Annotated in this window: 13 protein-coding genes; 4 read left to right on the top strand and 9 right to left on the bottom strand. The window is 53.6% G+C overall.

The annotated features are described in order from the left end of the window. Nucleotides 1–149 precede the first annotated feature (149 nt). Nucleotides 150–476: a YejG family protein gene (locus AC6I8X_RS13390; protein WP_084876074.1), complete on the top strand. Its 327-nt coding sequence runs from the start codon at nt 150–152 to the stop codon at nt 474–476. On the opposite strand, the gene yejF is transcribed toward AC6I8X_RS13390, so the two are convergent. From yejF to yeiP, 9 genes are all read right to left on the bottom strand, one after another. Further along, nucleotides 473–2,062, bottom strand: coding sequence for a microcin C ABC transporter ATP-binding protein YejF (yejF, locus tag AC6I8X_RS13385; RefSeq protein ID WP_313686411.1), 1,590 nt, complete (start codon nt 2,060–2,062; stop codon nt 473–475). The genes AC6I8X_RS13390 and yejF overlap by 4 nt on opposite strands. Then, entirely contained in the window at nt 2,063–3,085 is a 1,023-nt protein-coding gene (locus AC6I8X_RS13380) for an ABC transporter permease (RefSeq protein WP_497839959.1), read from the bottom strand. Beyond that, complete coding sequence (locus tag AC6I8X_RS13375; protein ID WP_313686407.1) at nt 3,085–4,179, bottom strand: microcin C ABC transporter permease YejB; 1,095 nt, start codon at nt 4,177–4,179, stop codon at nt 3,085–3,087. Before AC6I8X_RS13375 ends, AC6I8X_RS13380 begins: the two co-directional genes overlap by 1 nt. Nucleotides 4,180–4,189: 10 nt before the next feature. Next, the gene (locus AC6I8X_RS13370; RefSeq protein WP_497839958.1) at nt 4,190–5,998 is read right to left on the bottom strand and encodes an extracellular solute-binding protein; all 1,809 of its coding nucleotides are present in this window, start codon (nt 5,996–5,998) and stop codon (nt 4,190–4,192) included. 65 nt (nt 5,999–6,063) lie between these two features. Continuing rightward, nucleotides 6,064–7,635 carry a cyclic di-3',5'-guanosine monophosphate phosphodiesterase PdeN gene (gene pdeN, locus AC6I8X_RS13365; RefSeq protein ID WP_313686403.1) on the bottom strand — a complete coding sequence of 524 codons (1,572 nt, stop codon included), beginning with the start codon at nt 7,633–7,635 and terminating at the stop codon, nt 6,064–6,066. Nucleotides 7,636–7,931: 296 nt separating this feature from the next. Beyond that, the gene (mepS, locus tag AC6I8X_RS13360) at nt 7,932–8,507 is read right to left on the bottom strand and encodes a bifunctional murein DD-endopeptidase/murein LD-carboxypeptidase (protein WP_299445460.1); all 576 of its coding nucleotides are present in this window, start codon (nt 8,505–8,507) and stop codon (nt 7,932–7,934) included. A gap of 516 nt (nt 8,508–9,023) precedes the next feature. Then, the gene (locus AC6I8X_RS13355) at nt 9,024–9,731 is read right to left on the bottom strand and encodes a phosphatase PAP2 family protein (RefSeq protein ID WP_299445462.1); all 708 of its coding nucleotides are present in this window, start codon (nt 9,729–9,731) and stop codon (nt 9,024–9,026) included. Nucleotides 9,732–9,774: 43 nt separating this feature from the next. Continuing rightward, nucleotides 9,775–10,749, bottom strand: coding sequence for a CobW family GTP-binding protein (locus tag AC6I8X_RS13350; protein ID WP_497839957.1), 975 nt, complete (start codon nt 10,747–10,749; stop codon nt 9,775–9,777). Between the two features lie 105 nt (nt 10,750–10,854). Then, nucleotides 10,855–11,427: an elongation factor P-like protein YeiP gene (yeiP, locus tag AC6I8X_RS13345; protein ID WP_084876066.1), complete on the bottom strand. Its 573-nt coding sequence runs from the start codon at nt 11,425–11,427 to the stop codon at nt 10,855–10,857. A 155-nt stretch (nt 11,428–11,582) separates the two neighbouring features. Here yeiP and AC6I8X_RS13340 point away from each other — a divergent pair, with 155 nt between their 5' ends. The 3 genes from AC6I8X_RS13340 (at nt 11,583) to fruK (ending at nt 14,181) form a co-directional block, all read left to right on the top strand. Then, the gene (locus tag AC6I8X_RS13340) at nt 11,583–11,837 is read left to right on the top strand and encodes a YkgJ family cysteine cluster protein (protein ID WP_313686396.1); all 255 of its coding nucleotides are present in this window, start codon (nt 11,583–11,585) and stop codon (nt 11,835–11,837) included. Nucleotides 11,838–12,115: 278 nt separating this feature from the next. After that, nucleotides 12,116–13,246 (top strand): fused PTS fructose transporter subunit IIA/HPr protein, encoded by a 1,131-nt coding sequence (fruB, locus tag AC6I8X_RS13335; protein WP_313686394.1) that lies wholly within the window; start codon nt 12,116–12,118, stop codon nt 13,244–13,246. Then, nucleotides 13,243–14,181, top strand: a complete 939-nt coding sequence (gene fruK / locus AC6I8X_RS13330; RefSeq protein ID WP_313686392.1) for a 1-phosphofructokinase — start codon at nt 13,243–13,245, stop codon at nt 14,179–14,181. The genes fruB and fruK overlap by 4 nt, the downstream gene beginning before the upstream one ends. Nucleotides 14,182–14,185: the final 4 nt, after the last annotated feature.

Below are 14,185 nucleotides of genomic sequence, written 5' to 3'. Positions count from 1 at the left end.
CTCGCAAATAATAAATCTGCTATATGTTTTGTGCTTAAAACGAGAAGGCGAGCCTTGACGTCCGTATTCTGAGTTAACCAGGAAAGGGATTCACTGCGTGTGCGCTATTCGTCGTGAATGAAGTTAACGTCTCTGGGGATCACGTATCTATGCTGCAACTTTCGGTTGTGCATCGTCTGCCGCAACATTATCGCTGGTCGGTTGATCATGCTGGTGAGATTGAGCGACAGGAATCTGCCGATGCTGAAAATGACCAGGATCTGGTCGCACTACGCCTGCTCAGCCACGATGGCCATCCGGCGATGGAAATCCTGCGCCAGTTGCAGGATACGCTGGCGCAGATTCAGGTGGAATGCAAAATCGCCCATTGTGAAGGACAGCCCTGTTTGCTGATCCAGCGCGGTGACGAAAGCGCCACCAATTGCTGCCTGAAAAATCAGGGTGTGGCTATCGCCGAAACCTTTGACGGCCATTAAGTCAGGCTTTCTCCCTGGGCCGAAGCCAGTAGCTGACGGGTGTATTCCTGCGTCGGTGCATTGAATAGCGCATCACATTCCCCCTGTTCCACCACTTCCCCCTGGCGCAGCACAATCAGCTGATGGCACAGGGCGCGTACCACCTGCAAATCGTGACTGATAAACAGATAAGCCAGTTGATGCTGCTGCTGTAAACGGCGTAGCAGGCTGAGGATCTGTTTTTGTACCGAACGGTCCAGCGACGAGGTAGGTTCATCCAGCACCATCAGCTGCGGTTCGAGGATCAAGGCGCGGGCGATGGCGATACGCTGGCGTTGTCCTCCCGAAAACTCTGCCGGATAGCGTGTCCGGGTCTCCGCATCCAGTCCCACCTCCTGCATCACCGCAATCACTTTCGCTTCCTGTTCTGCCGCTGTCAGTGTCGGGCGATGAACCGCCAGCCCTTCAGCAATGATCTGTTGCACCGTCATGCGTGGATTGAGCGACGAGTTAGGATCCTGAAACACCACCTGAATCTTTTCCCGTAGCGGCAGCAACTGTTTAGACGACAGCTGATGCAACGGTTGATTGTCGAACCAGATTTCCCCGCGGGCGGCGATCAAACGCAGTAGCGCCAGCCCGGTGGTGCTTTTGCCAGAGCCGGACTCACCCACCAGACCCAGACTTTCGCCACGCCGCAGGGTAAAGCTCAGATCCTGCACCGCCATCTTTTCGGCAATGGTGCGTTTCAGCAGGCCACGCCGAATGGGAAACCCGACATGCAGATTCTTCACCTGTAACAGTGGCGTGCTGTCGCTGAGGGGGGCCGGTCGGCCATCTGGCTCGGCGGCGAGTAACTCGCGGGTATAAGCATGTTGCGGCTGGCTGAACAAGGTGGCGCAGCGGTTATGTTCCACTTCACGACCATTGCGCATCACCGTCACGTTATGCGCCAGCTGACGCACAATGCTGAGGTTATGGGTGATAAACAACATGCCCATATTCAGTTCACGTTGTAATTCACGTAGCAATTGCAGAATCTGCGCCTGCACCGTGACGTCGAGCGCGGTGGTCGGTTCATCAGCAATTAACAGCTTAGGTTGTGTCAGTAACGCCATGGCGATCATCACGCGCTGACGTTCGCCACCGGAAAGCTGATGTGGGAAATCCTGCAGGCGTGTCGCCGCCTGGCGGATACCGACGCGATCGAGACAGCTGAGAATTTCCGCCCGCGCCGCTTCACGCCGCATGCCCCGGTGTAGCGAGAGCACTTCGTACAATTGCTTCTCTACGCTATGCAGCGGATTAAGCGACACCATCGGTTCCTGAAAAATCATTGCCATCTGGTTACCGCGTAAACCGCGCAGCGAACGCTCACTGGCTTGCAGCAGGTTCTGCCCGTTAAACAGAATTTCGCCTCGAGGGTAGGTGACGGGCGGCTGAGGCAATAACTGCATAATCGATAACGCCGTGACGCTTTTACCGGAACCGGATTCCCCGACCAGCGCCAGGGTTTCACCCGCATCCACCCGCAGCGAAATGTCTTCCACCACGGTACGTTGCTGAAAGGCGACGGCGAGATGATTGACGGTCAGTAAATTGCTCATTCAGCTTCCCCGGCTTGGATCGAAGGCGTCGCGCACCGCTTCACCAATAAAAATCAGCAGCGATAGCAAAATCGCCAGCGCAAAAAAGCCCGACAGCCCAAGCCACGGTGCCTGCAAATTATTTTTTCCCTGCAACAGCAATTCACCCAGCGAAGGCGATCCAACCGGCAGACCAAAACCGAGAAAATCCAGTGAGGTCAGCGTGGTGATGGATCCGCACAGAATAAAGGGCAGAAAGGTCAGGGTGGCAACCATGGCGTTGGGCAACATATGGCGCAGCATAATGCGGCTGTCACTGACACCGAGGGCGCGCGCGGCGCGGATATAGTCGAAATTACGCGCCCGCAGAAATTCTGCGCGCACCACGCTGACCAGGCTCATCCAGCCAAACACCACGGTGACCAGCAGTAGCCACCAGAAACCTGGCTGGATCACACTGGAAAGCAGAATCAGCAAAAACAGCGACGGCATACCGGACCACACTTCAATCAGGCGTTGTCCCACCAAATCGATGCGTCCACCAAAGTAACCCTGAACCGCACCCACCACGATGCCGATGACGCTGGAGAACAGCGTCAGCAGAAGGCCAAACAGCAGAGAAATTCGTGTGCCATAGAGTAAGCGGGCCAGTACATCGCCGCCGTTGGCATCGGTCCCGAGCCAGTTCTGCGTTGAAGGCGGTGAAGGGAAGGGTACCTGAGTGGCAAAGTTGATGGTGCTGTCGCTAAAGCGAATCGGTGCCCAGATGGCCCATCCCTGTTGATCAATACGCTGCTTCAGCCACGGATCCTGATAATCTGCCGGGGTGGAAAAATCCCCGCCGTAGTCACTTTCGCTGTAGTTAAACAGCAGCGGGACATACCAGCGTTGCTGATAGTGCACCAGTAGTGGCTTATCGTTCGCCAGTAGCTCTGCTCCCAGCGACAACAGGAAAATGACCAGAAATATCCATAACGACCAGTAACCCCGGCGGTTATGGCGAAAGCGCTGCCAGCGCTGCTGGTTCAATGGAGACAAGCGCATCAGCGGCCCTCAAAATCAATGCGTGGATCGACCAGGGTGTAGGTCAAATCGCTGAGAATATTCATCAGAAGGCCGATCAGCGTGAAAATGTACAGCGTGCCAAACATCACCGGATAGTCGCGTTGAATGGTGGCGTCGTAGCCCAGCAGGCCGAGACCATTGAGGGAAAACATCACTTCAATCAGCACCGAACTGGTGAAAAACATGCTGATAAAGGTGGCCGGGAAACCGGCAATTACCAGCAGCATAGCGTTGCGAAAGACATGGCCGTAGAGGATACGTTTTTCATCCAGCCCTTTGGCGCGAGCTGTCACCACGTATTGCTTGCGGATCTCATCCAGGAACGAGTTTTTGGTCAGCATGGTCAGAGTGGCAAAACCGCCAATCACCGTTGCCAGTACCGGCAGGGTGATATGCCAGAGATAGTCGGTGATTTTGCCGTACCATGGCAGGGTGTCGAACTGGGGTGAGGTCAGGCCGCGTAACGGGAACCAGTCGAGATAACTGCCACCGGCAAATAGCACGATCAGCATCACGCCGAACAGAAATGCCGGAATGGAATAGCCAATGATAATAAAGCTACTGCTCCAGATATCGAAGGCGCTGCCGTTACGTACCGCTTTTTTGATACCGAGCGGAATCGACACCAGATAAATAATCAGCGTGCTCCACAACCCCAGGCTGATGGAGACCGGCAAACTATCTTTAATCAGCTGTAACACCGAAGCGCTGCGGAACAGGCTATCGCCAAAATCAAAGCGGACATAATTCCACAGCATTTCCACGTAGCGTTGCCACATGGGTTTATCGAAGCCATAGCGTTTTTTGATTTCGGCAATCACTTCCGGGTCGAGGCCGCGTGCGCCACGATACTGGCTGTCGCCGGGATTTTCCCGGCTCAGCGCACCGCGTGTGCCACCACCACCACTATCGCCAGCACCAGGAATGATGCTGCTGTGGCCGAATTGAATATTCGCCAGCGCCTGATCTACCGGCCCCCCCGGTGCTATCTGCACAATAAAAAAGTTGAGAGTGATGATGGCCCACAGGGTGGGGATAATTAGCAGTAACCTGCGCAGGAAATAAGCACCCAAACCGCACTCCTCAGCGTCGATCCGCCGGCAAACGCGCGGCTTTGTTCACATCGTACCACCAGTTTTCCAGGCCGGTGGCGAAGGCTGGCTTAATTTCGGGGTGCGAGAATTTATCCCAGTATGCCAGCCGCTGTTCGGCATTGAACCACATCGGGATCATATAGGCACGCCACAGCAGGATACGATCCAGCGCCTGGCCTAGCGGCAGCAACGCTTTCTCATTCCCCTGGTCCGCGACAATTTGCTGCACAAAGTGATCAACGATCGGATCTTTCACCCGCGCAGTATTCCATGTTGAATCGATGTACTCCGATTGCCAGATGGTTTGCAGATCGGTCGATGGCCAGGGCATGGCGTAATACACCGATGGCGTCATATCATAATCGCCGTGGCGCAGGCGGCGCAGATATTGCGAGCTATCCACCTGACGTAGCGAAACCTGAATACCCAACCGTGCGAGGCTGTGCTGGAATGGCAGCGTCCAGTCATTGCTGGAGCCACTGTTCAGCAACAGTTCAAAACGAAACGGCTGGCCGGTTTTAACATTGACCAATTGTTGGTTCTTAATCTCCCAGCCTGCTTCTTTCAGCAGATTCATCGCTTTCAGCAGGTTACCGCGATCGAAACCACTGCCGTCAGAATGGGGTGGGGCGTATTCGTTGTTAAACACTTCCGCTGGTAACTGATCCTTGTACGGTGCCAGTAAAATCAGCTGCGCGGCATCAGGGTAGCCTGCTGCGGCATACGCCGTGTTCTGAAAATAGCTACTGGTACGCTTATAGGCACCATAGAACAGCGCTTTATTCATCCATTCAAAATCAAAGGCCAGGCTGAGCGCCTGACGAACCCTGATATCACTAAACAGCGGCTTCTCATTGTTGAACGCCAGCCAACTGGTGTTGGTGGAGACATCATTAGGCGTTACCTGTTTGACGATGGCGTGGCTGTCAAAGTTGCGCCCCCGGTATTGGGTGGCCCATTTTTTTGCGGAGCCTTCTATGCGCAGATCGAAGGCCCCGGCTTTGAACGCCTCAAACGCCACGTTATCGTCGAGGTAGTAGTCATAGCGGATGGTGTCGAAGTTAAAACGTCCGCGATTGACCGGCAGATTGGCTGCCCAGTAATTTTTCACCCGGCTGTACTGGATAAACTGCCCTGGCTTGTAAGAGGTGACGCGGTAAGGCCCGCTGGCCAGCGGTGGATAGCCAATGGGTTCATTGAATTTTTTGTTCTGCCAGAACTTCTCGGGCAACACCGGCAATGTCAGCCAGCTCAACGCCAGATCTTTATCCGGCTTAGGTAGATTGATACGTACCGTCAGACGATTCAGGGCTTTGACTTCCACGCCGCGAAACGCCACGCGGAACTGGGGAACCCCTTCGGTCATGAACTTGTTAAAAGTGAAAGCCACATCCTGAGCGGTAATCGGTGTGCCATCCTGAAATTGCGCATGAGGATTAATTGAGACTTCCATCCAGTGAAAATCGCTGGGATAACGCGCCGATTCGGCAATCAGAGGGTAGTAGCTGGCAGGTTCATCATCGGAGGTCGTGAACAGGCCGTCATACAGGGTATCGGTTGCGGCACCGGGGTTGCCGCGCGAGGCATAACGGTTGAAGTTATCGTAAGTGCCAATGACGGCCAGGGTCAGCTTGCCGCCTTTTGGTGCGGCCGGATTGGCATAGTCATAATGGGTAAAATTCACCACATACTTCGGCTCACCCAGTTTGGCAAAGGCATAGCTTTCGTTGATGGTTTCCGCATGCAATGGCGACATTACACAGCCAAGCAGCAACGCTGTGACTAAACGAAGCAGCATAAGAGGGACGCTCTCCTTTCGTTATCCGCACCTTATGGTAGCAGTTTCATGACGTTTGCGTGACGTTAACCGGCAGCAACCAGTTGCTGCTGCTGATAATAGTCCACCAGATTTTCCGGCTTCAAGGGGCGACTAAACAGATAGCCCTGTAAATGGGTGACGCCACGATTGACCAGCCAGGCAGCCTGGTCACCGGTTTCCACGCCTTCTGCCACGGTTTTCAGGTTGAGCTTTTTCGCCAGTTGCAGCACGGCATCCAGCACCGGCGAGGTGACGGTTTCGGTGCCGATGCTTTGCACAAAACCACGGTCGATTTTGAGATAATCGAAGGGATATCTTTCCAGATAAATCAGCGCGCTGTGTCCGGTACCAAAGTCATCAATGGCAATCTTGATATCGTTATCATGCAGCCAGGCAAAGATTTCACCGGCGTTTTTTTCCTTCACCATCGTGCGTTCAGTTATCTCAAACACGTAGTTGAAGTGATTAGCAGGCATATCGGCGATCCAGTTTTGCACATCGTTGCGGAAGCTGTCTGAGGCCAGGTGCAACGGTGACAAATTCAGCCCCATCCGGGTACCGCGCGGCAGATGGCCACACATGGCATGCGCATCGCGAGCGACTAATTTAAACAGATGGCGGGTGAGGGGGATGATAAGATTTTGTGCTTCGGCATAACTGATAAAGGCATCGGGCGGGATTAACCCTTCGCTGGGGTGGGTCCAGCGTAGCAGGGCTTCGACGCCATAGGGTCGGCCATCATGGGCTGTCACCAGAGGCTGATATTCCACATGGAACTGGCCGCGTTTAATCCCCTGCATAATCTCTTTGCCAGGGCGTTGGTGCAACGTCAGCAACAGCCAGCAGGTTCCTCCCACCACCAGTGCAAACAGAATGCCACTCAGCAGAATCAGATGATAATCACGTAAGGCGAGGATGGAACCGAACAGGACAAAGCGCATCGCATCATTATTCAGCGACATGGAGGCCAGCGCCGGCGGCAAATCACTGACGCGCACCACCTGATTGCTACCACTCATAATGGCCCGATCACCCACGATCAGCGCCATCCCGGTGATTTCCGGATGGTATGAAGCCAGCAACTGATAAGGTGTCAGGCTGAGATTCATGGTGGTGAGGATGCCGGTTTCCGCTTTGCCGGGGGTTTTCAGCCACAGCGCCAGCGCAGGTTTGGCGGGTTGCAGCGGCGTGCCTTCCAGCAAGCGCACATCGCGATCGCGTTCAAGTTCAGATTCGGGGGAGATATCATTCACCGGTAACCTGAAGGCACCGGTAGCAGAGGAACAATAAGCGTCACCATCGCGTACCAGCAAAATGGCGCGAATATTACCGGCAAAGGCCGCGCGTGAGGTGAGTTCGCGACCAACGTTGCTGCACTCTAGCTGAGTATATTGTTGCAGCGGATAAAGGGTACCGACCAGGGTTGTCATCACCTGCTGTAAATCGTCCCGACTGTGTGTCAGTAACAGCGCATGCTGCTGTACTCTTTTTTGCCAGGCCAGTGTCAACATCACAGTGACAAACAACAGAAAGAACACAACGCCGACAATCACGCTGCTCCAGGCGATTCGGCGCGAATAGGCTGCATGACGTTTAAACGTCCCCGACAGTGGCATGGAGTGAATTCCCCTTGTCTTGCCATTTTATTATGTTAATTGCGCACTACTACTCTCTGGTGTAGCCCCGTAATTAGCCCGGTCACCGCTGTGTTTTACGCCAGCTTCTGAGCCGAATTAGTTGGGGTAAGTAAGTAAACGAGAATATAACGAGAGCGCGCGAAAAGTCTTGTTATATTTTTGATTCTCAAAAACTTTTTATCAATTTCGATGGAAAAAAATGACAGACGAAAAAAAACGCTGCCGGGGCAGCGTTTTCTGATTCTCTGGCTGAGAGGATCTTCAAAGGGGATTCATTAGCTGGGATTTCGTCCCAAAACACGCCGTGCTTCACGGTAACGTGCTTTCCAGTAACTGTCGTTAAGGCTGGAAATCATCACACCACTGCTGGTAGAGGCGTGCACAAAGTTGTCATTGCCCAGATAGATGCCAACGTGGCGACCGGTGGAACCGGCGCGGAACAGCACTAAATCACCCGGACGCAGTTTCGTGCGTGAAACCTGCTTACCTGTATCTTCCTGTTCATAGGTTGAGCGCGGAAGATCTAAACCAAACTGTTCGCGAAAGGTGCGCTGAACAAAAGCAGAACAATCGATGCCGCGCTTAGTGTCACCGCCTAAACGGTAACGCACGCCTTTCCAGTCATCGTATTGGTCCATGATGCGGGATTTGATATCCACGTTCCGCACCATCTGTTCGAATTCGTCCTGAGACGCCTGAAGTAAAAAACCATTCTGGTTGTTAACTTCATGATTCTCGTTATTCGCGTTTTGACCGTTATGGGTACTGCTACATGCCGATAAAAGTGTTGCCAGAGCTACTGCGGGAATAATCCGCCTGAGGTATCTCAGAATTGGTTGAGACTTGACCATTATGGGTGTTTTCCTTCGAAATCCTTACGACAAAATGTCGCCAGCCAGATGACAAAACGAGTCGAGATTAATAAGAGGGAGCAGCTAAGACAATTCCTTAATTACCAAAATGTGTTTAAGAACACACTTTTGTTGCCTTCGGAACCAGATTTTATGCTGTTCACCTACTAATTGCGTTTGAGGTTAACCGATTACAGACCGCGTGGCGAGTGCTTTTATATAAATTTTTATAGGTTTTTTCGATGTGAAATCAATCTGTAACACAATGGCTACTTTATCGACAACTGGCAGCGTTTAAACAGGGAAATAGCGGTGGGATCAGGGGCTAATTCTGGCGTTAAGGCCGATTTTAAGAGGGTTCTGACTGGACAGCTTAGGAAAAAGGCTATTGTGCGGCAAATTCCATCATAATCTTTTCTTTTTATAAGAAATTTATTAGCAGGCTAATAATCTATTTCTGGTTTCATTAAGCGCGAGTGATCGCTATTTTACGCTTTGATCACTCGCGCTAAACAATTATGCCTGCGGCTTATGTTTGCCCGGTAAAGAGCGATACAGCCAGTTAACTAATTTGTCACTGGCTGGTGTTAGCAACCACCAGCTCAGGCCCACTAATACCACTGACAACGAACCCACGGCGATATCAGTAAACCAGTGCGCACCCGCCATCACGCGAGGCAGGCCAAATACCACCACAATCAGTAAACCCATCAGGAAAGCGCGGCAACCGAAATAGCGCCACATAAAGCAGGCGAAGATCATCAGCATCATACCGTGGTCGCCCGGGAAGCTGTCGCTTGAGGCATCTTTAGCCGGAATACCGGTGAGTTCACTCACGCGATGAACGTGTTCAAAAAACAGCGTCGGGCTGGCGTGCTGCACCGGGATTAAATGCCCCAGTTGGTTGAGGATGACGGCGGTCAGCAGCATGGTAATGCCAATCGCCAACATGCGGCGACGGCCCTGTGGCGTTTCGCGTCGCCAGAACCACATATACAGTGAACCCATTGCCAGCAGTGAAACCAGGTCAAAACCGCGGAAGTTAGTGATGGCCACTAGCAGTGCAAAACCGTGATGCACGACCATCTGATCGTTGAAACCGAAGAAAATGGCTTTGTCGAGACCAAACCAGAAACCGTGCTCAGGCGGCAGATACCAGGAAAAGAAAATCACCACACCCAGCACATTGAGGAGCAGGATGGTGAATAAACGTGAAGCGCGCATAGTCCAACTCAAAAAAGAAAAATAACGGCAAAACGTACCGCATCTATTTTAAACGAATCTTCAACAGCCCGGTCTGTAACAGGTTCCAGTCAACGGGTTGATGATGGATCAATTCAATACGGCTGTCGGGTGGTGTCGTCGGGCGCGTCTCGATAAACAAGTCCTCACCCTGACGATTAATGGTGACTAAACCCTCCGCAGTGCGTAGCACGCCTTTCACCCGATCTACCGGCGCAAGCCGCGCCCACTCAAGGATTTTGATGGTATCAAATACTGTATCACCATCAAAAATCCAGCCACAGGAGGCATAACCCTGGCCTTCATTGAGCGCTCGCCGCCAGCGTGCCTGGCCGTCAAGTTTGAGCGCTGCCAGCCCTTGTGGACGTGATTCAGCGTGATGATGCAACGCCTCCGGAACCGCACGATCGGCCAATCCCCGCTGACTGAGCAGGGCGGGATCGATCTCTCCCCAGGCCGCTTCCACCCACTGACGATCGCCGAGCTGCTGCTGACGCCAGTCTGCAAGCAACTGACGATCTTCGTCACTCCAGCGATCGCTTTTGGTCGCAATGACGATATCGGCGGCGGTGAGCTGATCCTGGAAATTTTCATTCTGCACAATGCGCGGGTCAGCCAGCTGGCGGGGATCGAGTAATGTCAGCGTGGCATCGACCTGTAGCCACGGCTGATACACTGCAGCGCGCAGCATATTCAGCAACTGTTTGGGATGTCCAAGGCCGGTGGGTTCAATCAGCAGGCGATCGGGTTTGGTTTGCTTCAGCAACATATTCAGACCCACCTGCAACGGCAGGCCGTTGACGCAGCACATACAGCCACCAGGGATCTCTTTCAGCGTGGCCCCCCGATCGGCGAGCAATGCGCCATCAATGCCAATTTCGCCAAACTCATTGACCAGCACTGCCCAATTTTCATTGGCGGGCTTACTGGCTAACAGATGGAGCAGAGCGGTGGTCTTACCGCTACCGAGAAATCCGGTAATAACATTTACGTGCGTCACAATCATGCCTTAGCAAACGAGAACAACGCGCGGGAAAATCCATCCGGCGCGCCCAGTAGATTGTTATACTATAACATTTACTGTGCGCCGGACAGAGCAGTCTGCTTAGTCAGAGCGTCCCATATAGCGACGTTCGGCGATATGAATACGAATACGGTCGCCGTTGCTGAGATATTCCGGCACCTGAATAACCAGACCGGTACTCATCCCGGCGGGTTTCGTGCGGGCGCTGGCGGAAGCACCTTTGATGCCTGGTGAAGTATCAACAATCTCCAGATCAACCGTTTGCGGCAGTTCCAGTGCCAGCAGCTGGCCATCCATTGTCAGAACCTGCATGCCCGGCATGCCGCCTTCAGGAATAAACAGCAACTCTTCTTCGATCTGATCTTTTTTGAAGGTGTATGGCGTGAAATCTTCATCATCCATAAACACGTACTCATCGCCATCTATATAAGAGAAGGAGACGAAGCGGCGGGTCAGGGTGATGGCTTCCAGGATGTCATCGCCTTTAAAGCGTTCTTCGACTTTCATGCCAGTGCGCACGTCAGTAAAACGCATCTTATACAGGGTAGCCGCACCGCGTGCGCTGGGGCTTTGAATGTCGATATCTTTCACCAGCAGCAGTTTGCCGTTCCAGGTGAGCGCCATTCCTTTTTTAATCTCGTTTGCCTTTGGCATCGTGTGTTACTCGCTAAGAGAGAATAGATCGCGCCACGTTACCCGCGCGATGAAAAACAGGCAAGCGGACTAGCGCAAAATTTAGGGAATGCGGGATGGTATTCCTGAGGACAGCCTGTTATTGTCGCGCCGAAATCCCCGTGCAGGAGCGCGTGATGTTGTGTCGTGACCATTGCGGTGCCTGTTGCATTGCTGCTTCCATCTCTTCCCCGATCCCGGGTATGCCCAACGGCAAACCGGCGAATACCCCTTGCATTCAGCTTGATGCGCAGCTGCGTTGTAAAATATTCGGTTCGCCATTGCGCCCGGCGGTGTGTGGCAGCCTGCAGCCCAGCGCTGAAATGTGCGGCAGCAGCCGTGCTGATGCCATGACTTTTCTGCTTAAATTAGAAGTCGATACCGCTCCCTGAATTTTTGCTGACATTTTGCTGAAGCATTTGCCTTAAATGACGCTGGCGTTACAGCAAAAACGTCAGCGCGGCATCTGGCTAAAATCCTAAATCACCTCTGAAGTGTGCGTCGCTTCAAAAATCTGCTACGCCATTTACGCATTTTCTTGCCTGCCTGGCACAGCTGTACCATATTCCCTGAAACGTTTCAGCGTTGTCGTCCCGGCTAAGCCGATGTCGTACAGCGTATTTTTTCGCCATCAAGCTGAAACGATTCAATTCAGCAAGCGAGGAGAAATATGTTCCAGCTCGAAGTTCAGGCCATTCATACCGCTGCCAGTGCACAGAATAAAGAAGAGGCCATTCGTCAGGTTGCGGCGGCATTAACCGCTGCGGGCAATGTAGCTGAAGGCTACGTTAACGGCATGCTGGCGCGCGAACAGCAAACCACTACTTTCCTGGGTAACGGCATCGCCATCCCACACGGCACCACGGATACCCGTGATTTAGTGCTGAAAACGGGCGTACAGGTTTTCCAGTTTCCGCAGGGTGTGGCATGGGGCGACGGTCAGACGGCCTATGTCGCTATCGGTATCGCTGCAAAATCCGACGAACATCTCGCGCTGTTGCGTCAGCTGACTCATGTACTCAGCGACGACAGCATTGCTGAACAACTGAAAACCGCTTCAGCGGAAGACCTGCGTGCGCTGCTGATGGGTGAGAAGCAGGCTGCGGAATTCCAGTTCGATACCTCGTTGATCGCCGTTGATGTGGCTGCCAGCGATCTGATGACGCTGCAGGCGCTGAATGCCGGTCGCCTGCAGGCGGCAGGGGCCGTCGATGCCAGTTTCGTCGCTAACGTCGTGTCTAACGCCCCGTTAAGCCTCGGGCAGGGTATCTGGCTGAGCGACAGCCCGGTAGGTAACCTGAACAGCGGCGTCGCAGTCAGCCGTGCAGCAACGCCTTTTGACCATGCCGGTGCAAACGTAGCGCTGCTGGTAACGGTTGCCGCCAGCGACAACCGTCCGCTGGAAGTGCTGGGTTACCTCAGCAGCTTGCTGCATGCCAGCAAAGCTGAACGTCTGCTGAAAGCAGATGCCGCCGGGATTCTGGCGCTGCTGACCAGTGAAGTGGATGAGCAGGCCGATATGCTGACCGCAGAGTTCACCATTCGTAACGAACATGGCCTGCATGCCCGTCCGGGTACGGCGCTGGTTACCGTCATCAAGCAGTTCAACAGTGATATCACCGTCACTAACCTCGATGGCAGCGGTAAACCAGCCAATGGCCGCAGTCTGATGAAAGTGGTGGCGCTTGGCGTCAAAAAAGGTCACCGCCTGCGCTTTACTGCCAGCGGCGAAGATGCACAGCAGGCACTGAGTGCCATTGAAGAGGCCATTAATAGTGGCCTGGGCGAGGGGGTAGCATGAGTCGTCGCGTAGCCACCATCACTCTGAACCCGGCGTACGATCTGGTTGGCTTTACGCCGGAAATCGAACGTGGGGAAGTGAATCTGGTAAAAACCACCGGTTTGCATGCCGCAGGTAAGGGCATTAATGTCGCTAAGGTACTGAAGGACTTAGGTATTGATGTCACTGTAGGTGGTTTCCTGGGTAAAGAGAACCAGGATGGTTTCCAGCAACTGTTCAGCGAGCTGGGCATCGCTAACCGCTTTCAGGTGGTGCAGGGCCGTACCCGTATTAACGTCAAACTGACGGAAAAAGATGGCGAAGTGACCGACCTGAATTTCTCGGGTTTTGACGTTACCACCCAGGACTGGGATCGCTTCACAGCAGATTCCCTGACCTGGCTGGGTCAGTTCGACATGGTGTGTGTCAGCGGCAGCCTGCCTGTGGGTGTGGCACCAGAAGCGTTCACAAAATGGATGAGCGATCTGCGTACTCTGTGTCCATGCATTATTTTCGACAGCAGCCGTGAGGCGCTGGTCGCGGGTCTGAAAGCCGCTCCCTGGCTGGTGAAACCCAACCGTCGCGAGCTGGAAATCTGGGCCGGGCGCAAGCTGCCGACGCTGAAGGATGTGATTGACGCCGCGCATGAACTGCGCGAACAGGGCATAGCCCATGTAGTGATTTCACTCGGAGCAGAAGGGGCGCTGTGGGTGAATGCTTCAGGCGAATGGATTGCCAAACCACCTGCGTGTGAAGTGGTCAGCACCGTAGGTGCCGGGGATTCTATGGTTGGCGGGTTGATTTATGGCCTGCTGATGCGTGAGTCCAGTGAACATACCCTGCGCCTTGCAACGGCGGTGGCGGCCATGGCTGTCAGCCAGAGCAACGTAGGGGTTACCGATCGTACCCAGTTGGCCGCGATGATGGCGCGTGTTGACTTACAACCCGTTAACTAACAGC

It is taken from the genome of Pantoea sp. X-Soil-TKNS-1280, assembly GCF_059730475.1.
Note: the sequence above shows the minus strand (reverse complement) of the source record. Positions and strands in the feature narration are given on the sequence as shown.

Coding starts and splice junctions, on each gene's coding strand:
- mepS (WP_299445460.1), bottom strand. CDS start 8,507: ATGGTCAAGTCTCAACCAATTCTGAGATACCTCAGGCGGATTATTCCC.
- yejF (WP_313686411.1), bottom strand. CDS start 2,062: ATGAGCAATTTACTGACCGTCAATCATCTCGCCGTCGCCTTTCAGCAA.
- AC6I8X_RS13390 (WP_084876074.1), top strand. CDS start 150: ATGCTGCAACTTTCGGTTGTGCATCGTCTGCCGCAACATTATCGCTGG.
- fruB (WP_313686394.1), top strand. CDS start 12,116: ATGTTCCAGCTCGAAGTTCAGGCCATTCATACCGCTGCCAGTGCACAG.
- AC6I8X_RS13355 (WP_299445462.1), bottom strand. CDS start 9,731: ATGCGCGCTTCACGTTTATTCACCATCCTGCTCCTCAATGTGCTGGGT.
- AC6I8X_RS13370 (WP_497839958.1), bottom strand. CDS start 5,998: ATGCTGCTTCGTTTAGTCACAGCGTTGCTGCTTGGCTGTGTAATGTCG.
- AC6I8X_RS13380 (WP_497839959.1), bottom strand. CDS start 3,085: ATGCGCTTGTCTCCATTGAACCAGCAGCGCTGGCAGCGCTTTCGCCAT.
- fruK (WP_313686392.1), top strand. CDS start 13,243: ATGAGTCGTCGCGTAGCCACCATCACTCTGAACCCGGCGTACGATCTG.
- AC6I8X_RS13340 (WP_313686396.1), top strand. CDS start 11,583: ATGTTGTGTCGTGACCATTGCGGTGCCTGTTGCATTGCTGCTTCCATC.
- yeiP (WP_084876066.1), bottom strand. CDS start 11,427: ATGCCAAAGGCAAACGAGATTAAAAAAGGAATGGCGCTCACCTGGAAC.
- pdeN (WP_313686403.1), bottom strand. CDS start 7,635: ATGCCACTGTCGGGGACGTTTAAACGTCATGCAGCCTATTCGCGCCGA.